Genomic DNA, 18,208 nt, shown 5'->3' on the forward strand with positions numbered 1-18,208 from the left:
TAACTGGATAGGTAACTGGGGGCGTATCGCCGATGCCGGCGTTGGTTGAAGAAGGGCGCGCGAAGGTCAATCTGAGCCTTCGCGTGGTCGGCCGTCGTGCCGACGGCTATCATGATCTCGAAAGCGTCGTTGCGTTTGCCGACTGCGCCGACCGGCTCACACTGGAGCCGGGGGGCGAGCTCAGGCTTGCGACCACGGGGCCGCTTGCGGCGGCCTGCGGCGAGACGTCGGACAATCTCGTGTTCAAGGCCGCGAAACTGCTGGCTGATGCGGTGCCGAATCTGAAGCTCGGCGCTTTCGCGCTCGAGAAGGTCTTGCCGGTGGCAGCCGGCATCGGCGGCGGCTCGGCCGATGCGGCCGCGGCGCTGCGTCTGCTCGCGCGCCTCAACGATCTGTCGCTCGATGATTCCAGGCTTCGGGAAGTCGCGCTCGCGACGGGCGCAGACGTGCCGGTGTGCCTGTTTTCGCGTGCCTGCGACATGACCGGCGTCGGTGAGCAATTGCTGCCGCTGGCGCTGCCGAGCATGCCCTGCGTGATGGTCAATCCGCGGGTGCCGGTTGCGACCAAGGATGTGTTCAGGGAGTTGGGCCTGCGCAACGGCGAGTTGCTGGTCGGCGCGACCGATGTACTTGAGGCTCCGGCCTGGCCGGAGCTGGGCGGGTCGATTTCCGATTGGGTCGAGGTTCTCGAAACCGTCGCCAACGATCTCGAGGCCCCTGCGCTACGCATCGAGCCCGTGATCGGTGACGTGCTGAGCGCCTTGCGCGACTCCGCCGGCGTCAAGCTGGCGCGCATGTCCGGTTCGGGCGCGACGTGCTTTGCGATCCATGGCACGGCTAACGATGCGAACGCCTCCGCGGAGAAGATTCGGCGCGACCACCCCGGCTGGTGGGTGCATGCGGGGACGTTGAGCTAAACGCCCTCTTCCTCGGCCAGCCCGAGAAACTGGCGGATCTCATCCAGCACCTCTTGTGGCTTGTCGTGTTGCAGCCAGTGTCCGGCGCCGGCGATGGTCTCGATGCGTGCCTGCTGGAAGTAACGCTCCAGGCCCGCTGACCGGGCGCCGGCGAGAAAGCTTTCGCCGGCATTGAGCAGCAGCGTCGGGCAGGCGATACGCGACCACAGCGCAACGTGATCGTCCGGCCAGAGCCGGTGCGGCGCTGAGGCGCGCTGATAGGGATCGAACTTCCAGCTATAGGTGCCGTCCTCGTTCTGCCGCGCACCGTGCGTGGCGAGGTGCAGCGCGAGGTCGCGGGTGAGGCGCTTGTTGTGAAGCACCATCTGCGCGGCTGCCTCCGCGAGGGTTGCGTACCGGCGCGGCGTGCGGTCGTGCAGCCGGTCGAGCTGGCTGACCCATTTGCCGATGCGTTCGTGCGTCGGTGGCTTCGGCGAATCCGGTAGCATCGTCACGCCGTCGAGCACGACAAGCTTCGAGACCTGCTCGGGGAATGACCCGGAAAAGATCAGGCTGACCATGCCGCCCATCGAATGGCCGATGAGAGTCACCTGGGGCGCTGCGATGCTGCGGACGAGCTGGGCGAGATCGTAGACATACTCGGTCAGCGCGTAGCTGCCGCCCTTGGTCCAGTCGGAATCGCCGTGGCCGCGCAAATCGGGCGCGATCACATGAAAATGCGGTTGCAGCGAGCCGGCGATGGCATCCCAGCTCCGGCAATGATCGCGACCGCCGTGGACCAGGAGAAGCGGCGGCGCTCCTTCATTACCCCAGTCGGCATAATGCAGCCGCAGGCCGTGGGACTCGTAATAGCGACTTTGCGGGGCAAGCATCGGGCCGCGATCCTTCGAATTGCCGGACATGACGACGGCAGGACTGAAGTAGCCTGCTGCCGGCCATTCCACAAGCAAGCGCGGAGATCAAGGGCGCCCCGGCGAGCTGGTGCTGGCTGCAGGGCGGCGCATGGCGACGCGCCGGCGCTTTCGGGTCTTGCGCGTCTTCATGTCGTGACGGCGATGCGCCGTGCGCGACAACGATCTTGCCAGGAGGTGATAACGCGACCAGGACATCATCCGCATTGGACTCTCCATCGCAATGTCAATGGGTGAGCCGCGAGCGATGAGCCGTTCGAATTACGCGCCTTACATCTTGGTCATGACGGCTCGGAAAGTTTTCCGGGGCGACCGCGACAATGTCGCGCCTACGCCGTCATTGCGCGCGATCGACTCATCGACATCGTTCATCGGTATTAAAACTGCGTAAGGCGCCGAACGCGTTTCGCTCCCATCGCCTCCAACTGATGCTAGGAGGTGAACATCATGAAGCTTGTATCTGCACTGATCGGCGTTGCCACACTTGGCGGCGTCGCACTCTCGAACGGGGCTGCGTCAGCAGCGCCGATCGAGGTGCCGGCCGGCTATGTCTGCAATGAATGGGGCCATTGCTGGCAGCGCCATTACGCCGGCGGCTACTACCACCCGCATTATTGGGGTGGTTACGGCTGGCACCATCATTGGGACGACGGCTGGCGCTGGCGCCGTTGGCATCACTGGCGCCACTGGTGAAATCAAGGAAAGGGGCTTCGGCCCCTTTTTTGACATGAACGACGCGCGCTACCCCTGCACCGGCCGCCGCGCCAGCGCGAGCGAGAGGCCGAGGCCTGCGATGAAGACACCGGAGCCTTGCGTGAGGCGGCGCATCAGAAGCGGTCGTCCGATCAGCTGCGTCCGCGTTGCCGACGCCATCAGCACCACCGCGACATCGGCCAGCGTGTTCAGCGTCACGGAGATGGCGCCAAAGAGCATGAATTGCAGCGTAGGGCTCGCCCCCGCAGGATCGAGGAATTGCGGAATGAAGGCGAGGAAGAATGCCGCAGTCTTCGGGTTCAACGCCTCGACCAGCACGCCGTCGCGGAATGCGCTGGCGTCGCCGACGGGTTCGCTCTCGAGTGATAGCGTCCGGCCGGCACTGCGAAAGGTCTTGATGCCGAGCCAGACGAGATACAGCGCGCCGACGAATTTGACGGCCGCAAACAGTTCCGCACTAGCCAGGATGATCGCGGAGATGCCGAGGCTGCCCGCGACCACGTGGACCAAGCCGCCCAGCGCCGTTCCCGCGGTCGATGCAAAGCCGCTGGCGCGCCCCTCCGACAAGGTTCGCGCCGCGACGTAGAAGATGCCGGGGCCGGGGACGGTGGCAATGATGAGAGCTGCGCCGAGGAACAGCCAGAAATTCGTGTCCATCATCCTGTTTTCGTAGCGCGGTGCGCCGCGATTGCAAGGCCGGTCGTTCAGCCCATGCGGCGGAAGATCGCACTGGCATTCACGCCACCGAAGCCGAAGCCGTTCGAGATCGCATGCTGCATCGGCATGGGCCGCGCGCTGCCTGCGACAATGTCGATACCATCGGCGCTCGCGTCTGGGTTTTCGAAGTTGAGCGTCGGCGGCGCGACCTGGTCGCGCAGCGCGAGCACCGTGAAGATCGCTTCCAGCCCGCCGGCAGCGCCAAGCAGATGCCCGGTGGCCGATTTGGTCGCGCTGACCGCGATGGACTTGTTGCGGCCGAACAGCGCTCCGATGGCGCCGAGCTCGCTCTCGTCGCCAGCCGGAGTCGAGGTTGCATGCGCGTTGAGGTGCTGCAAATCAGCGGGAGCAAGGTTCGCCTGTCGTAACGCGATCTCCATGGCGCGGCGGGCACCATCGCCGTCGGGCGGTCCCGACGTCATGTGATAGGCATCCGCCGTCGTGCCGTAACCAACGATCTCTGCGATCGGAGTCGCGCCACGCGCGAGCGCATGTTCCAACTCCTCGACTACCAGAATGCCGGCGCCTTCGCCCATGACAAAGCCGTCGCGGTGGCGATCGAACGGGCGAGAGGCGCGGGCGGGTTCGTCGTTGAAGCCGCTCGACAGCGCCCGCGCCGCGGCAAAGCCGCCGAGGCTGACGAGATCGATGCACGCCTCGGCGCCGCCGCAGATCGCGACGTCGGCCTCGCTCGCGCGGATCATGCGCGCGGCGTCGCCAATCGCCTGTACGCCGGCGGCACAGGCCGTGACCGGCGTGCCCAGTGCGCCCTTGTAACCGTATTTGATGGAGACGTGGCCGGCCGCAAGATTGGCGAGGAACGAGGGGATCGTGAACGGCGACAGCCGGCGCGGTCCGCGCTGCTCGGTGATGCGCACGGCCTCCGCCATGGCCGGGAAACCACCGACGCCGGAGCCGATGATCGTCGCGGTCCGTTCCTGCGATGCCGCATCCTGGGGCGCCCATTTAGCCTGTGCGACGGCCTCTGCGGTGGCGAGCAATGCGAACAGGATGAAGCGGTCCATCTTGCGCTGATCTTTTGGCGCAGCGGCCTCCGCCGGGTCGAAGCCGCCATCGGCGTCATCGGCCTTGTCCGGCACGAGGCCGGCGATACGCGCAGGCAAGGCCTGCGCCCATTGGGGCAGTGGGCGCAGTCCGCTTTGACCGAAGAGCAGCCGGCGCCAGGACGTCTCGACACCACAGCCGAGCGGCGACACCGCGCCCATTCCCGTCACGACGATACGACGCATGTCAGTCTCCCGCCGGCGCGACGGCCGGGTTCATGGCTTTGAGCGAGGTCAGGCGCCGCCGCATCAGACGGCTCGCGCCGGGGCCGGCGATCACCACCGCATTGGCGAGCGTGATCGGCTGCCGATCGGAGGCATCGACCACGACCGGATCGAGCGGACGACGATCGTCCCGGTTCGCCAGCAGGATGGCTTCGCCCTTCGGTGCGAGATGCTTGTTGCCCCAGGCGAGCAGCGTGGCGATCACGGGGAAGAAGTCGCGTGCCTTGTCCGTCAGCACATATTCGAAGCGCGGCGGCCGCTCGTTGTAGCGACGCCGAATGAACATGCCGGACTTGGTGAGATGGGCCAGGCGGCGCGAGAGGATGTTCGGCGCAATGGAGAGATTGCGCTCGAACTCGTCAAACCGGCTCGAGCCCTGAAACGCATCGCGCAGAATCAATATGCTCCACCACTCGCCGACGGTCTCTACGGCGCGGCCGACCGGGCATTCCAGGATCGAGGGAGATTTGGGCTGCATGGAGCAAAGGTAGGAGAGTAACTTGCAAAATGCAAGCTACTAGGCGGATGGGGCTGATGTGGGTGGGAGAGTTAGTGAAGAGTCCGAGGCTGGAGTTATGACGAGAGTTGTGGCGGTGATCAAAGCCGCCGCAGCTATTTCAAATGTGAGCCTTTGAATGATGTCGGCGCGTCACACTCGGTCATTGCGAGCGCGGCGAAGCAATCCAAACTGTTTCGCGGAGGGATGCTGGATTGCTTCGCTGCGCTCGCAATGACGATGAGGAGGCAGTTGGGACCTAACTCACCGCTGTCGTCCCGGCGAAGGCCGGGACCCATAACCATAGGGATTAGATTGGCGAAGATTGGTCGCTATCAGTCTTCCCACGATACTGACAGCGTCGCCTCTCGACGGATCAAGCACTATCGGTCCCGGCCTTCGCCTGGACGACACCGAGTAATCGGTATGGCAGCGCACGCGAACCGCGAAAGCCTTAATGCGACCGTGCCAGGCAGAACGCCACCACCTGCTCCAGCGCGCTCTTCATCGGCGAGGACGGGAACAGCGCCAGCGCGTCGACCGCCATGGCGCCGTAGTGCTGGGCGCGGCTCAGCGTGTCCTCGAGTGCGCGGTGCTTGTTCATCAGGCCGATGGCGTGATCGAGGTCGGTGTCGTCGATCTCGCCGCGCTCGAGTGCGCGGATCCAGAAGGCGCGTTCGGTGTCGTTGCCGCGGCGAAACGCGAGCACGACTGGCAGCGTGATCTTGCCCTCGCGGAAATCGTCGCCGGTGTTCTTGCCGAGCTTTGCGCTCTTGCCGCCATAGTCGAGCACGTCGTCGACGAGCTGGAAGGCGATGCCGAGATTCATGCCGACCGAACGGCAGGCGGTCTGCTCCGCCTTCGGGCGGTTGGCGATCACGGGGCCGACCTCGCAGGCGGCCGCGAACAGCTCGGCGGTCTTGCCGCGGATCACGGCGAGATATTCGTCCTCGGTGGTTGCGGTGTTCTTGGCAGCGGCAAGTTGCATCACCTCGCCTTCGGCGATGGTGGCGGCGGCCGCGGAGAGGATGTCGAGCGCGCGCAGCGAGCCGACCTCGACCATCATGCGGAAGGCCTGGCCCAGCAGGAAGTCGCCGACCAGCACGCTGGCCTCATTGCCCCAGAGCATGCGCGCCGACAGCTTGCCGCGACGCATCTCGCTCTCGTCGACGACGTCGTCGTGCAGGAGCGTAGCAGTATGCATGAACTCGACCGAGGCAGCCAGCTTGATGTGGCCGTCGCCGGTGTAGCCCGCCAGGTTGGCCATCGCGAGCGTCAGCATCGGCCGCAGCCGCTTGCCGCCTGAGGAGATCAGATGGTTGGCGACCTCCGGGATCATGGTCACATCGGATCCGGTCCGCGACAGGATCGTGGCGTTGACGCGCTCCATGTCACCGGCGACAAGGGCAACCAGCTGTTCGATCGACGCGCCGGGGGTTTCGAAAGGTACGATGACGGCCACGCCGGTCTCCAATATTTGCCCCGGAGGGGCTATTCTGATGGGAAGACAATAGAAACTGGACGGGGATGCGGCAAGGCCTGTGGAACCATTGACATTTGCCCTTAATCCCTTTCAGGCGGGAGGCTCGTTTGCGTGAACTGGTTCGGACCAACGATATCGTGCTGGTGTCGGCGATCGGCGCGCTGCTCGACGGCGCCAACATCCACCATCTGGTGCTGGACCAGAACATGAGCATCATCGAAGGCTCGCTTGGCGTCCTGCCGCGGCGAATCCTGGTCCACGAGGACGACGCCATCGAGGCGAGGGCGCTCCTGACCGAGGCTGGTCTCAGCCACGAATTGCGCGGCGATGATTGACGTCGTCACAGATCTCACCGAGGACGCCTTTCTCGGCGGGCAACTGCGCCTGAGACAGAAGCGATCCGGCCACCGCGCCGGGCACGACGCCATCCTGCTCGCGGCAGCCACGGACGCTCGCGCAGGTGACCGCGTGGTCGATTTTGGTGCCGGTATCGGTACCGCCGGCCTGGCGCTCGCCCGGCGTGTTACCGGCATCAACCTCAGCATGGTCGAGATCGATCCGGAACTGGCCGACCTCGCGCGCGCCAATGCGGCGGCGAATGCGATCGCGGCCGACGCCATCGTGCTGGACGTCACGGCGGACGCGCAGGCTTTTGCGGCATATGGGCTCGTGCCCGACAGCGCGGACTGCGTGTTGATGAACCCGCCCTTCAACGACCCCGCGCGACACCGCGGCTCGCCGGATCAGGCGCGCCACACCGCGCACGTGGCGACCGGGGAGACGCTGCATGCCTGGGTGCATGCCGCGCGGCGCATTCTTCGATCGAACGGCGTGCTGACGTTGATCTGGCGCGCGGATGGCATTGCGGACGTCCTGGCAGCGCTGTCGCGTGGCTTCGGCAGCGTGTCGGTCCTGCCGGTTCATGGCGAGGCGGGACGGCCTGCGATCCGTGTGCTGGTGCGCGCCATCAAAGGCGGGCGGGCGCCGCTGCGATTGCTGCCGTGCCTCATGCTCAACGATGAGGCACGCGCGCCCAAAAAAGAGGTCAGGAATATTCTGGAGGGGAGAGCGGTCTTGCCGCTGGCGGAGCCGTGACAGCTTACTGGGGAAGCGATTCCGACTGCTGCTCCGGCTGGGACGTAAAGCGAATCGCCGTGAAGAGCGCGCCGATCAGCATCAACAGCAGATAGATCTTCATGGCATTTCCTCCGCTGCCCTATTGCAATCTCCCGGCTGGGATTCTGCAAAACACGTTCCAGGCACCAGCAATGACAGTCGCGTGATAAAGAATGATTAACCAGAGGTAAGGTCATGGCCGAACAATTGAACGATCGCGAAAATTCCGGCCTGGCCGACAAGCTCTTGCAATATCTGCCAGCACGTTTCCGGCCGGGCACGGCGGTCGTGCCGGTTGTGCGGCTGTCAGGCGTCATCGGCGCGGTGACGCCGCTGCGTCCGGGCATGTCGCTCGCGGGCGTCGCGCGGGTGCTGGAGCGGGCGTTCGCATACCGGAACGCCAAGGCGGTGGCGTTGGTGATCAATTCGCCCGGCGGCTCGCCGGTGCAGTCGCGCCAGATCTATCTGCGCATCAAGCAACTCGCGGCCGAGAAGAAGCTGCCGGTGCTGGTGTTCGTCGAGGACGTTGCGGCCTCCGGCGGCTACATGATCGCCTGCGCCGGCGACGAGATCTTTTGCGATCCGTCCTCGATCCTCGGCTCGATCGGCGTGGTCGGCGGCAGCTTCGGCTTCCAGGAGGCGATCAAGCGGCTCGGCATCGAGCGGCGGCTGTATACGGCCGGTGCGCACAAGGCGATGCTCGATCCGTTCCTGCCGGAAAACCCTGACGACGTTGCCAAGCTGAAGGCGCTTCAGCGCGAGATCCACCAGATCTTCATCGGGCTGGTGAAGGAGAGCCGGGGCGCGCGGCTCAAGGGCGCCGACGAGACCCTGTTCACCGGCGAGTACTGGGCCGGCGAGACGTCGATCGCACTCGGGCTCGCCGACGGCATTGGCGATATCCGCTCAACTCTTCGTGCCCGCTATGGCGAGAAGGTTCTCACCCCCGTGATTGCGCAGCCGACCGGGCTGCTGTCCGGCCTGTTGGGGCGGAAATCGCCTGGCGCGAGCCAGCTTTCGGCCATGGAATCAATGGCCAGCCTGCCGGATGAGCTGATCTCGGCGGTTGAAACGCGGGCGATTTGGGCGAAATTCGGGTTCTAGGCGGAGGCCCTCCCGCGCCATTTGGTCCGGACTGAGCCAATTGCAGCGCAGCCCGGACTGCGCGAATATGCACGTGGGGGCTGAGCATGAGACAAGGATCGACCGATGCCGCCGTTCGTTGCATTCGCGGGCGTCTTGGGCGGGCTTGCTGTGGTCCGCTGGGCGTACAAAACCGCACTCCGGGTCAACCAGGAGCTGGAGGAGATGCGCCTGTCGCGCGTCGCCGAGGCCGCCCCGATGGGGACCATCCAGACGCTGAAGCGTGACCCCGTGACGGGGGCGTATAAGCCGGGATAGCCGCCGCTATTCGTCATGGCCGGGCTTGTCCCGGCCACCCACGCGTTGCCGCATGAAGAACGTGGATGCCCGGGACAAGCCCGGGCATGACGGAGACCAGCCCGAAACCGCCCCCTTTACCTTGATTCCCACCCCCGCCGTCGATACGGTCCCGCGCGATTCAAAACCCCCCGCGAGAGCCTGATCTGACGATGGACGCCTCATTGCCCGCCCATATGCGCCCGGAACGCTCGTTCCAGGGCTTCATCCTCGCGCTCCAGCGGTTCTGGGCCGAGCAGGGCTGCGTGATCCTGCAGCCCTACGACATGGAGATGGGCGCGGGCACCTTCCATCCGGCGACCACGCTGCGCGCGCTTGGGCCCAAGCCCTGGAACGCCGCCTATGTGCAGCCCTCGCGCCGGCCCAAGGACGGCCGCTACGGCGAGAATCCGAACCGGATGCAGCACTACTACCAGTTCCAGGTGATCATGAAGCCGTCGCCGCCGAACCTTCAGGAACTGTACCTGAAGTCGCTCGCCGCGATCGGAATCGATGCCGCCGTACACGACATCCGTTTCGTCGAGGACGACTGGGAGAGCCCGACGCTGGGCGCCTGGGGCCTCGGCTGGGAGTGCTGGTGCGACGGCATGGAAGTCAGCCAGTTCACCTATTTCCAGCAGGTCGCCGGCGTCGAGTGCGCGCCGGTTGCAGGCGAGCTCACCTACGGGCTCGAGCGGCTCGCGATGTATGTGCAGGGCGTCGATCGCGTCTACGACCTCAACTTCAACGGCCGCGACGGCGATGCCAAGGTCACGTATGGCGACGTCTTCCTGCAGGCCGAGCGGGAATATTCGAAGCACAATTTCGAAGTCGCCGACACCGCGATGCTGTTCGAGCAATTCAAGATGGCTGAAGCGGCCTGCCGGAAATATCTCGACGCGGGCTGGAAGGATGACAAGCGCGAGGCGCATCTGATGGCGCTGCCGGCTTACGACCAGTGCATCAAGGCGAGCCACGTCTTCAACCTGCTCGACGCGCGCGGCGTGATCTCGGTGACCGAGCGGCAGAGCTACATTCTTCGCGTGCGCGAGCTGGCCAAGGCCTGCGGCGATGCCTGGATCCATACCGAAGCGGGCGGAGCGGCCTAATGCCCGATCTTTTGCTTGAACTGTTCTCGGAAGAAATTCCCGCGCGGATGCAGGCCAAGGCGGCCGACGATCTGCGCCGTCTCGTCACCGAGAAGCTCGTTGCCGAAGGCCTGGTCTACGAAGGTGCGAAAGCCTTCGCGACGCCGCGCCGTCTTGCGCTCACCGTGCACGGCATTCCCGCGCGCCAGCCTGACCTGAAGACCGAACGTCGCGGACCGAAAGTCGGCGGGCCCGATGCGGCCGTGCAGGGCTTCCTGAAAGCGACCGGGTTAAAGTCGCTGGATGAGGCAAAGATCCAGCGCGACCCGAAGGGCGATTTCTATATCGCGCTGATCGAGAAGGCCGGACGTGACGCGATCGACGTGCTCGCGGAAATCCTGCCCGTCATCATCCGCACCTTCCCCTGGCCGAAATCGATGCGTTGGGGCGCGCGCTCCGGCAAGCCCGGCTCGTTGAGCTGGGTGCGTCCGTTGCATGCGATCATCGCGACTTTCGGGCCGGAGACCGAAGAGCCCGATGTCGTGAAATTCGAGGTCGACGGCATCGAGACCGGACAGACCACTTACGGCCATCGGTTCATGGCACCGAGCGCGATCAGCGTGCGCCGCTTCGAGGATTACGAAGCGAAGCTGAAGGCTGCAAAAGTCATCCTCGATCCGCAAGCGCGCAAGGACATCATCTTCGCCGACGCCAAGGAATTGACGTTTGCGCAAGGTTTTGAGCTGGTCGAGGATCAGGTGCTGCTGGACGAGGTCTCGGACCTCGTCGAATGGCCCGTCGTCATGATGGGATCGTTCGAAGCGGAATATCTCAAGATCCCGGACGAAGTGATCCGCGCCACCATCCGCAACAACCAGAAATGTTTTGTGGTCAGGGATCCCAAGACTGGCAAGCTGACCAACAAGTTCGTTCTCACTGCCAATATCGAGGCGACCGACGGCGGCAAGGTCATCGTGTCAGGCAACGAGCGGGTGATCCGTCCGCGGCTGTCGGATGCAAAGTTCTTCTATGAGACCGATCTCAAGACGAAGCTCGAGGATCGTTTGCCGAAGTTCGAGCAGATCGTGTTCCACGAGAAACTCGGCACCCAGGCCGCGCGCATCAAGCGCATCGAACGCCTAGCCGCGGAGATCGCGCCATTGGTCGGCGCCGACGTCACCAAGGCAACGCGCGCCGCGCATCTGGCGAAGGCTGATCTGCTGACCGAAGTCGTCGGCGAATTCCCTGAAGTACAGGGACTGATGGGCAAGTACTACGCGCTGGCCCAAGGCGAGGACGCTTCCGTCGCCGCAGCCTGCGAGGAGCACTACAAGCCGCAGGGGCCTGCCGATCGCGTGCCGACCGATCCGGTCAGCGTTGCGGTGGCACTTGCCGACAAGCTCGATACGCTTGTCGGCTTCTGGGCCATCGACGAGAAGCCGACAGGCAGCAAGGATCCGTATGCGCTGCGCCGCGCGGCGCTGGGTGTCATTCGTTTGATCGCCGAGAATGCGCTACGTCTGTCGCTGATGAAGGTGGCTGCGTCCGCGCTTTCAGGTCTGTCGGTGAAGGCTGCCGATGCGCAGAAGCTTCCGAGCGATCTGCTCGCCTTCTTCGCGGATCGCCTCAAGGTGCAACTCCGGGAACAGGGCGCGCGCCACGATCTCGTCGATGCCGTGTTCGCGCTCGGCGGCCAGGATGATCTGTTGATGATCGTTCGTCGCGTTGAGGCGCTGGGCAAATTCCTTGAGAGCGACGATGGCAAGAACCTGCTCGCCGGCACCAAGCGCGCCAGCAACATCCTCGCGATCGAAGAGAAGAAGGACAAACGCACCTTCGATGGTGCGCCGGATGCTGCGCTCTACAACCTCGACGAAGAGAAAGCGCTGGCCAAGGCGATCGGCGAGGTGAAGGCGGAAGCAGGCGCTGCCGTCGCCAAGGAAGACTTCGCTGCTGCCATGAGTGCGATGGCAAAGCTGCGTCCGCCGGTCGATGCGTTCTTCGACAAGGTCCGCGTCAACGACGACGATGCCAAGGTGCGCGAGAACCGGTTGAAGCTGCTGAGCGAAATACGCAACGCGACGCGTGCGGTCGCGGACTTCTCGAAGATCCAGGATTGATCGCGCGGTCGCTGCCTTACCCAACGCCGTCATGCCCGGGCTCGTCCCGGGCATCCACGTTCTTGGCGCGGCGTAGATGGCCGGGACAAGCTCGGCCATGACGATGTTGAGAGAGCTCAACAAAAAAGCCCCGCCCGGCGGGGGGAAGACCGGGCAGGGCCTGATGTCCGATTACACTGCTCGCGCCAGCCTGATTGAAATGGCGCGACGGACATCCAGTCGAGAGCTCTAGTTCATCACCTCGACGATGCGCCGCGAGCGCGGCTCGACCAGCACCGTTTCGCCGTTCACGACGGTGTAGCGATAGGTCGTGGCGCCGAAACGTTGCGGCACGTCATAATAGGTGATGCCGGTTTCAGGTAACGTGCTGCCGACGACGACCCTGTCCGGGACATGGAAGGCCGGCACCCGCTGCTCGATGACATAGTCACGAAAAGCCGGCCGCTGCTCGACCGCAATCGTCGGGCCGCTATCGACCACGACGGGCGCGCGTCCCACCGTGATCCCGGTTTGCGCCTGCGCTGCGACGGGCGAGCCGATCGCGGCCGCGAGCGCTGCTAGGGCAAGAATCCTGTTCCGCATGGGCAACTCCTTCGACGTGCTTTTGCGACGTGGTTTTACGGGACGCGCCAGTGGCGCGACCGGTTGCCAATGCTGCGTCGCGTGCGATGTTCCGAAAAAAGCCCTGCCGCATACGCGGCAATTTCGGGCAGTTTTCGCGAAGCGGGGAACTCGCGCGATCCTAGCGCGTCTCTACCCGCGGAACCCGGTCCGCTATGATCCGCCGGCGATTCGCCTCAACGCTCGGAAAGACAATCCATGCACATCACCGTCGCCCACATCTCGCCGATCCTGTCCTTGCTCGCGGGTGTGCTCATTCTGATCATGCCGCGCCTGCTGAATCTGATCGTGGCGATCTTTCTCATCGTCAATGGAGCGATCGGGCTCGGTTTGTTGAAGTGGCTCCATCTCTAGGCCTTCATTTTCCGGAACTCTTCGACTTGCGCGGGCCCGCCCAAAATGGTGTAAGGCCCGCAATTTCCCGTTCCTCTCGCAGGTTGTGTGCAAGCTATGGCCAAAGCCGCCTCGAAGCCTAATAAAACTGCAGCGAAATCAAAGTCCTCCGCCAAGGCGAAAGCCGCGCCGGCGGCCCGGAAAGCGCTTCCCAAAAGCGCCGTGAAGAGCGCGCCTAAGCCGGTCGCCAAAGCCCTTGCGAAGCCCGCAGCCAAGGCCGCTGCCAAGCCAGTCTCGAAGCCGGCTGCGAAGGCCGCGACCAAGCAGGCCGCGCCGAAGGTCGCCGCGAAGGCTGCGCCGGCCAAGAGCGCTCCCGCCAAGATCCCGGCCGGCAAATGGGTCTTCACCTTCGGCGACGGCAAGGCCGAGGGCCGCTCGGAAATGCGCGACCTGCTCGGCGGCAAGGGCGCGAACCTTGCCGAGATGGCCAATCTCGGCCTGCCGGTGCCTCCGGGCTTCACCATCCCGACCTCGGTTTGCACGTATTTCTACGCCCACGACAAATCCTATCCGAAGGAATTGCAGTCGCAGGTTGAGAAAGCGCTGCAGTATGTCGGCAAGTTGACCGGCAAGGTGTTCGGCGACACCAAGAATCCGCTGCTCGTCTCCGTTCGCTCCGGCGCGCGCGCTTCGATGCCGGGCATGATGGACACCGTGCTCAATCTCGGTCTCAACGACCAGACCGTGGAAGCGCTGTCGGAGCTCTCGGGCGATCGTCGCTTCGCCTATGACAGCTATCGTCGCTTCATCACCATGTACTCCGACGTGGTGCTCGGCTTCGAGCATCATCATTTCGAGGAAATCCTCGACACCTTCAAGGACGGCCAGGGCTACACCCTCGACACCGACCTCACCGCCGAGGATTGGGTCGATCTGGTCGGCAAGTACAAGGACGCGGTCGCCCGCGAGACCGGCAAGGATTTTCCGCAGGATCCGCATGACCAGCTCTGGGGCGCGGTCGGCGCTGTGTTTTCGTCCTGGATGAACGCGCGCGCGATGACGTACCGCAAGCTGCACGACATTCCGGAATCCTGGGGCACCGCGGTCAACGTGCAGGCCATGGTGTTCGGCAACATGGGCGAGACCTCGGCGACCGGCGTTGCCTTCACCCGCAACCCCTCGACCGGTGAGAGCAAGCTCTACGGCGAATTCCTGATCAACGCGCAAGGTGAGGACGTGGTGGCGGGCATTCGCACGCCGCAGGACATCACCGAGGAGGCGCGCAAGGAATCGGGCTCCGACAAGGCATCGATGGAAGCGGCGATGCCGGAGGCCTTCAAGGAGCTGACGCGAATCTACACGCAGCTCGAGAAGCACTACCGCGACATGCAGGACATGGAGTTCACGGTCGAGCAGGGCAAGCTTTGGATGCTCCAGACCCGCGGCGGCAAGCGCACCGCGAAGGCGGCGCTGCGTATCGCGGTCGAGCTCGCCAATGAGGGCCTGATCACCAAGAAGGAAGCGGTGACGCGGATCGATCCCGCCTCGCTCGACCAGCTCCTGCATCCGACCATCGATCCCGACGCCAAGCGCGACGTGATCGCGACCGGCCTGCCGGCTTCGCCCGGCGCCGCCTCCGGCGAGATCGTGTTCTCCTCGGATGAAGCGGCCAAGCTCCAGGGCGACGGACGCAAGGTCATTCTGGTCCGCATCGAGACCAGCCCCGAGGACATCCATGGCATGCACGCCGCCGAAGGCATCCTGACCACGCGCGGCGGCATGACCTCGCACGCCGCTGTTGTCGCGCGCGGCATGGGCAAGCCCTGCGTCTCCGGCTGCGGCACCATCCGTGTCGATTACGGCCGCGGTACCATGAGCATCGGCTCGCGCACCTTCAAGGCCGGTGACGTCATCACCATCGACGGCTCGCTCGGCCAGGTGCTGGCCGGCCGCATGCCGATGATCGAGCCGGAGCTCTCCGGCGAGTTCGGCACGCTGATGAACTGGGCCGACCAGGTCCGCAAGATCGGTGTACGCGTCAACGGCGACACGCCGGACGATGCCCGCACCGCCATCAAGTTCGGCGCCGAGGGCATCGGTCTCTGCCGCACCGAGCACATGTTCTTCGAGGAGACGCGCATCCGCACGGTGCGCGAGATGATCCTCTCCGAGGACGAACAGTCGCGTCGTGCGGCGCTCGCCAAGCTGCTGCCGATGCAGCGCGCCGACTTCGTCGAGCTGTTCGAGATCATGAAGGGCCTGCCCGTCACGATCCGCCTGCTCGATCCGCCGCTGCACGAGTTCCTGCCGCACACCCATGCCGAGGTCGAGGAAGTGGCGCGCGCCATGAACACCGATCCGCGGCGTCTGGCCGATCGTGCGCGCGAGCTGTCGGAGTTCAATCCGATGCTCGGCTTCCGTGGCTGCCGCATCGCGATCGCCTATCCTGAAATCGCCGAGATGCAGGCCCGCGCGATCTTCGAGGCTGCCGTAGAGGCCGAGAAGCGCACCGGCAAGGCCGTCGGCCTCGAGGTGATGGTGCCGCTGATCGCGACCAAGGCCGAGCTTGATCTCGTCAAGGCACGCATCGACTCCACCGCCAAGGCGGTGATGCGCGACACCAACACCAAGCTTGTCTATCAGGTCGGCACCATGATCGAGCTGCCGCGCGCCTGTCTGCTCGCGGAGGAGATCGCCGAGAGTGCCGAATTCTTCTCGTTCGGCACCAACGATCTGACCCAGACGACCTACGGCATCAGCCGCGACGACGCGGCGAGCTTCCTCGGTCCCTACGTGACGAAGGGCATTCTCTCGATCGATCCCTTCATCTCGCTCGACCAGGAAGGCGTCGGCGAACTCGTCAAGATCGGCGTCACGCGCGGTCGCAAGGCTCGCCCGAAGCTCAAGATGGGCATCTGCGGCGAGCACGGCGGCGACCCGGCCTCCGTCGCCTTCTGCCACAATGTCGGTCTCGACTATGTCTCGTGCTCGCCCTACCGCGTGCCGATCGCGCGGCTCGCCGCCGCGCAAGCCGCGCTCGGCAAGGCGATTGCGAGCCAGGCATAAGACGAAATGCACGATTGAATTGAGAGAGGCGGGGGCAAGCCCCGCCTCTTTTCATTTGGGAGGATGCTCTCTCCGCTCGTCATTGCGAGGAGCCCTTGCGAAGCAATCCAGACTGTCGCCGCGGACAGAACCTGGATTGCTTCGTTGCGCTCGCAATGACGGGATCTTGGAAGTGCGTCCCCATAACACTGGAACCGCGCGCGTCCCGTAATGATACGCACGTGCAAGAGTTTCTTCACCATTCGCATTGACCGATTGTTTACCGCTTCACATGAGCCGGCATTTACCAACGCGCAGCATTGCCCTGTGAAAACACCTGACACCGCTTGTGTGTGTCGGCAGCGCAACGCCGATTAACGCCCCGGCAACCTAAATTAGATACTCACGATAAAGATCGAATTGCACGGATGTACTGGGTTCGATCGAGGACTGGCGTAAGCGTAGCGTGAGCGTATCGATGTCAGTGTTGCGTAACCATCCGAAGGGCGCGCGGTTCGCGTCCTTCGGAATCGGTCTCCTGGTCTTCGCATTGATGCCACGAGAGACCGGATATCAGGACATAGGCTCGCTGCTGGCGCGTCAGCCCGGCGTCGCCGAGCGCTGGCAGAAGCAGGTGTTCTCTGCCGCTTCGTCCATTCAGCTCGCTACCTACAGTTTCTCGCGCCCGATCGGGACCTCCGTGCCGCAGAGCGCGATGGTTCGCCTCGCAAGCCTCGATGGCCGCGACGTCACCGGCTCTATCCCGCGTAACCATGTGCTCCAGGCGCCGACGCGTTACCAGGCCTCCGATTTTCCCAAGGTCGATCGCGCGCTGAAGGGCGACCGTCTTGCCACCGTGACGCCCGCGCCGACGCCTGAGACGGGTGCGCCGGCTGCCGCGCCCCCGCAGCGAGATCCCGCGACCTCCAACAGCTCCGTATTTGGCGCCAAAACTGCCGAGCTGCCTGTCGCGCAGCCGCAGGCGATGTCGCCGGAGTCCGCCGCAGCGCTCGATCCCGAGCTTCAGGAAGCGATGCGTGCGCCGCCATTGGCTCAATATACAAATCCGCCGAAAGCCGACGACAACGCGCTGTCCTTGGCCGCGCAGCCGCTCAACGCGCTGAAGCAGGCGACGGTCGCGGCCCCGCCGCGCGATCCTTTCAGCGTGAAGACTTCGAACCTGTTTTTCGGCAGTTCCTCCCTCGGCGGCGCCGCCGAGAGCATCGAGAGCTGGCAGCCCGGTGCCGAACCGCTGATCGTGATGCCCGATCCCGACATGAAGCTGGCCTCGCTGTCACCGCCGAGTGAGGACGTCGGAAACGCGACCGAGAGCGGCGAGAGCGTGGCGCCGAAGGGCGAGGTCAACGCCGACAACCAGCGCTCCAAATCGCCGGCCGAGCGGCTGGCGCTCGACGAGAAGTCACGCGCGAAGTCAGAAAAGTGCCTCGCCGAGGCCGTCTATTTCGAGTCCCGCGGCGAGGCCGTGCGTGGCCAGATTGCGGTCGCGCAGGTCGTGATGAATCGCGTGTTTTCGGGCAAATATCCCGACACCGTGTGCGGCGTGGTCTACCAGAACAAGTACCGGCACTTTGCTTGCCAGTTCACCTTCGCCTGCGACAACAATCCGGACGTGATCCGCGAGCCCGAGATGTGGGACCGCGCCAAAAAAATCTCGAAGGCGATGCTCGACGGCCAGATCTGGCTGCCCGAGGTCGGCAAGTCGACGCACTACCATGCCTATTGGGTGCGTCCGTCCTGGGTCGCCGAGATGAAGAAGATGTACAAGACCGGCGTGCACACCTTCTACCGGCCGCGCAACTGGGGCGACGGCAGCGAGGAGCCGAGCTGGGGCACACCGGCGCAGACCGCCGCGCTCTCGGCCGAACTCGTCCAAGAGGCCAAGAGCTCCGCCGAGATGGGCGTGACCGAGCGGCGGTAG

Annotated in this window: 17 protein-coding genes; 11 read left to right on the forward strand and 6 right to left on the reverse strand. The window is 64.5% G+C overall.

Annotated elements, in window-relative coordinates; all coding sequences use genetic code 11:
• The first annotated feature begins 32 nt into the window (after window positions 1-32).
• Window positions 33-917, forward strand: coding sequence for a 4-(cytidine 5'-diphospho)-2-C-methyl-D-erythritol kinase (locus tag JQ631_RS00770; protein ID WP_212322885.1), 885 nt, complete (start codon window positions 33-35; stop codon window positions 915-917).
• Here the strand turns inward: JQ631_RS00770 and JQ631_RS00775 are convergent.
• Window positions 914-1,789 (reverse strand): alpha/beta fold hydrolase, encoded by an 876-nt coding sequence (locus tag JQ631_RS00775; RefSeq protein ID WP_212322888.1) that lies wholly within the window; start codon window positions 1,787-1,789, stop codon window positions 914-916. The genes JQ631_RS00770 and JQ631_RS00775 overlap by 4 nt on opposite strands.
• 486 nt (window positions 1,790-2,275) lie before the next feature.
• On the opposite strand from JQ631_RS00775, the gene JQ631_RS00780 reads away from it, so the two are divergent.
• Window positions 2,276-2,521 carry a hypothetical protein gene (locus JQ631_RS00780; RefSeq protein ID WP_212322891.1) on the forward strand — a complete coding sequence of 82 codons (246 nt, stop codon included), beginning with the start codon at window positions 2,276-2,278 and terminating at the stop codon, window positions 2,519-2,521.
• Between the two features lie 48 nt (window positions 2,522-2,569).
• On the opposite strand, the gene JQ631_RS00785 is transcribed toward JQ631_RS00780, so the two are convergent.
• The 4 genes from JQ631_RS00785 to JQ631_RS00800 form a co-directional block, all read right to left on the reverse strand.
• Window positions 2,570-3,202, reverse strand: coding sequence for a LysE family translocator (locus tag JQ631_RS00785; protein WP_212322894.1), 633 nt, complete (start codon window positions 3,200-3,202; stop codon window positions 2,570-2,572).
• 44 nt (window positions 3,203-3,246) lie between these two features.
• A complete protein-coding gene (gene fabF, locus JQ631_RS00790; RefSeq protein WP_212322897.1) occupies window positions 3,247-4,509 on the reverse strand; it encodes a beta-ketoacyl-ACP synthase II in 1,263 nt (420 codons plus the stop codon).
• Window position 4,510: 1 nt separating this feature from the next.
• On the reverse strand, window positions 4,511-5,026 hold the full coding sequence (locus JQ631_RS00795; RefSeq protein WP_212322900.1) for a winged helix-turn-helix transcriptional regulator: 516 nt from the start codon (window positions 5,024-5,026) through the stop codon (window positions 4,511-4,513).
• Window positions 5,027-5,498: 472 nt separating this feature from the next.
• Window positions 5,499-6,506: a polyprenyl synthetase family protein gene (locus tag JQ631_RS00800; protein ID WP_212322902.1), complete on the reverse strand. Its 1,008-nt coding sequence runs from the start codon at window positions 6,504-6,506 to the stop codon at window positions 5,499-5,501.
• Window positions 6,507-6,634: 128 nt separating this feature from the next.
• On the opposite strand from JQ631_RS00800, the gene JQ631_RS00805 reads away from it, so the two are divergent.
• From JQ631_RS00805 to glyS, 6 genes are all read left to right on the forward strand, one after another.
• On the forward strand, window positions 6,635-6,862 hold the full coding sequence (locus tag JQ631_RS00805; RefSeq protein ID WP_209966631.1) for a putative signal transducing protein: 228 nt from the start codon (window positions 6,635-6,637) through the stop codon (window positions 6,860-6,862).
• Window positions 6,855-7,622, forward strand: a complete 768-nt coding sequence (locus tag JQ631_RS00810) for a tRNA1(Val) (adenine(37)-N6)-methyltransferase (RefSeq protein ID WP_212322905.1) — start codon at window positions 6,855-6,857, stop codon at window positions 7,620-7,622. Before JQ631_RS00805 ends, JQ631_RS00810 begins: the two co-directional genes overlap by 8 nt.
• Before the next feature lie 216 nt (window positions 7,623-7,838).
• Window positions 7,839-8,747, forward strand: a complete 909-nt coding sequence (locus JQ631_RS00815; protein ID WP_212322908.1) for a S49 family peptidase — start codon at window positions 7,839-7,841, stop codon at window positions 8,745-8,747.
• Between the two features lie 105 nt (window positions 8,748-8,852).
• Window positions 8,853-9,044, forward strand: coding sequence for a hypothetical protein (locus tag JQ631_RS00820; protein WP_212322911.1), 192 nt, complete (start codon window positions 8,853-8,855; stop codon window positions 9,042-9,044).
• Between the two features lie 191 nt (window positions 9,045-9,235).
• Complete coding sequence (locus JQ631_RS00825; RefSeq protein WP_212322914.1) at window positions 9,236-10,171, forward strand: glycine--tRNA ligase subunit alpha; 936 nt, start codon at window positions 9,236-9,238, stop codon at window positions 10,169-10,171.
• The gene (gene glyS, locus JQ631_RS00830; RefSeq protein ID WP_212322917.1) at window positions 10,171-12,270 is read left to right on the forward strand and encodes a glycine--tRNA ligase subunit beta; all 2,100 of its coding nucleotides are present in this window, start codon (window positions 10,171-10,173) and stop codon (window positions 12,268-12,270) included. The genes JQ631_RS00825 and glyS overlap by 1 nt, the downstream gene beginning before the upstream one ends.
• Before the next feature lie 228 nt (window positions 12,271-12,498).
• Here the strand turns inward: glyS and JQ631_RS00835 are convergent, their stop codons facing one another.
• Entirely contained in the window at window positions 12,499-12,852 is a 354-nt protein-coding gene (locus tag JQ631_RS00835) for a DUF1236 domain-containing protein (protein WP_212322919.1), read from the reverse strand.
• 237 nt (window positions 12,853-13,089) lie between these two features.
• On the opposite strand from JQ631_RS00835, the gene JQ631_RS00840 reads away from it, so the two are divergent.
• From JQ631_RS00840 to JQ631_RS00850, 3 genes are all read left to right on the forward strand, one after another.
• Window positions 13,090-13,245 carry a DUF3096 domain-containing protein gene (locus JQ631_RS00840; RefSeq protein ID WP_007607177.1) on the forward strand — a complete coding sequence of 52 codons (156 nt, stop codon included), beginning with the start codon at window positions 13,090-13,092 and terminating at the stop codon, window positions 13,243-13,245.
• A gap of 96 nt (window positions 13,246-13,341) precedes the next feature.
• Window positions 13,342-16,290, forward strand: a complete 2,949-nt coding sequence (ppdK, locus tag JQ631_RS00845) for a pyruvate, phosphate dikinase (RefSeq protein ID WP_212322934.1) — start codon at window positions 13,342-13,344, stop codon at window positions 16,288-16,290.
• 457 nt (window positions 16,291-16,747) lie between these two features.
• Window positions 16,748-18,208, forward strand: coding sequence for a cell wall hydrolase (locus tag JQ631_RS00850; protein WP_212322937.1), 1,461 nt, complete (start codon window positions 16,748-16,750; stop codon window positions 18,206-18,208).

The sequence above is a fragment of the Bradyrhizobium manausense genome (assembly GCF_018131105.1).
GTDB lineage: Bacteria > Pseudomonadota > Alphaproteobacteria > Rhizobiales > Xanthobacteraceae > Bradyrhizobium > Bradyrhizobium manausense_B.

Bases quoted from the DNA above. Each gene is read 5' to 3' on its own strand.
- JQ631_RS00810 (WP_212322905.1), top strand. From the start codon at position 6,855: ATGATTGACGTCGTCACAGATCTCACCGAGGACGCCTTTCTCGGCGGG.
- ppdK (WP_212322934.1), top strand. From the start codon at position 13,342: ATGGCCAAAGCCGCCTCGAAGCCTAATAAAACTGCAGCGAAATCAAAG.
- JQ631_RS00820 (WP_212322911.1), top strand. From the start codon at position 8,853: ATGCCGCCGTTCGTTGCATTCGCGGGCGTCTTGGGCGGGCTTGCTGTG.
- JQ631_RS00840 (WP_007607177.1), top strand. From the start codon at position 13,090: ATGCACATCACCGTCGCCCACATCTCGCCGATCCTGTCCTTGCTCGCG.
- glyS (WP_212322917.1), top strand. From the start codon at position 10,171: ATGCCCGATCTTTTGCTTGAACTGTTCTCGGAAGAAATTCCCGCGCGG.
- JQ631_RS00835 (WP_212322919.1), bottom strand. From the start codon at position 12,852: ATGCGGAACAGGATTCTTGCCCTAGCAGCGCTCGCGGCCGCGATCGGC.
- JQ631_RS00775 (WP_212322888.1), bottom strand. From the start codon at position 1,789: ATGCTTGCCCCGCAAAGTCGCTATTACGAGTCCCACGGCCTGCGGCTG.
- JQ631_RS00770 (WP_212322885.1), top strand. From the start codon at position 33: ATGCCGGCGTTGGTTGAAGAAGGGCGCGCGAAGGTCAATCTGAGCCTT.
- JQ631_RS00785 (WP_212322894.1), bottom strand. From the start codon at position 3,202: ATGATGGACACGAATTTCTGGCTGTTCCTCGGCGCAGCTCTCATCATT.
- fabF (WP_212322897.1), bottom strand. From the start codon at position 4,509: ATGCGTCGTATCGTCGTGACGGGAATGGGCGCGGTGTCGCCGCTCGGC.
- JQ631_RS00825 (WP_212322914.1), top strand. From the start codon at position 9,236: ATGGACGCCTCATTGCCCGCCCATATGCGCCCGGAACGCTCGTTCCAG.
- JQ631_RS00850 (WP_212322937.1), top strand. From the start codon at position 16,748: ATGTCAGTGTTGCGTAACCATCCGAAGGGCGCGCGGTTCGCGTCCTTC.
- JQ631_RS00795 (WP_212322900.1), bottom strand. From the start codon at position 5,026: ATGCAGCCCAAATCTCCCTCGATCCTGGAATGCCCGGTCGGCCGCGCC.
- JQ631_RS00815 (WP_212322908.1), top strand. From the start codon at position 7,839: ATGGCCGAACAATTGAACGATCGCGAAAATTCCGGCCTGGCCGACAAG.
- JQ631_RS00780 (WP_212322891.1), top strand. From the start codon at position 2,276: ATGAAGCTTGTATCTGCACTGATCGGCGTTGCCACACTTGGCGGCGTC.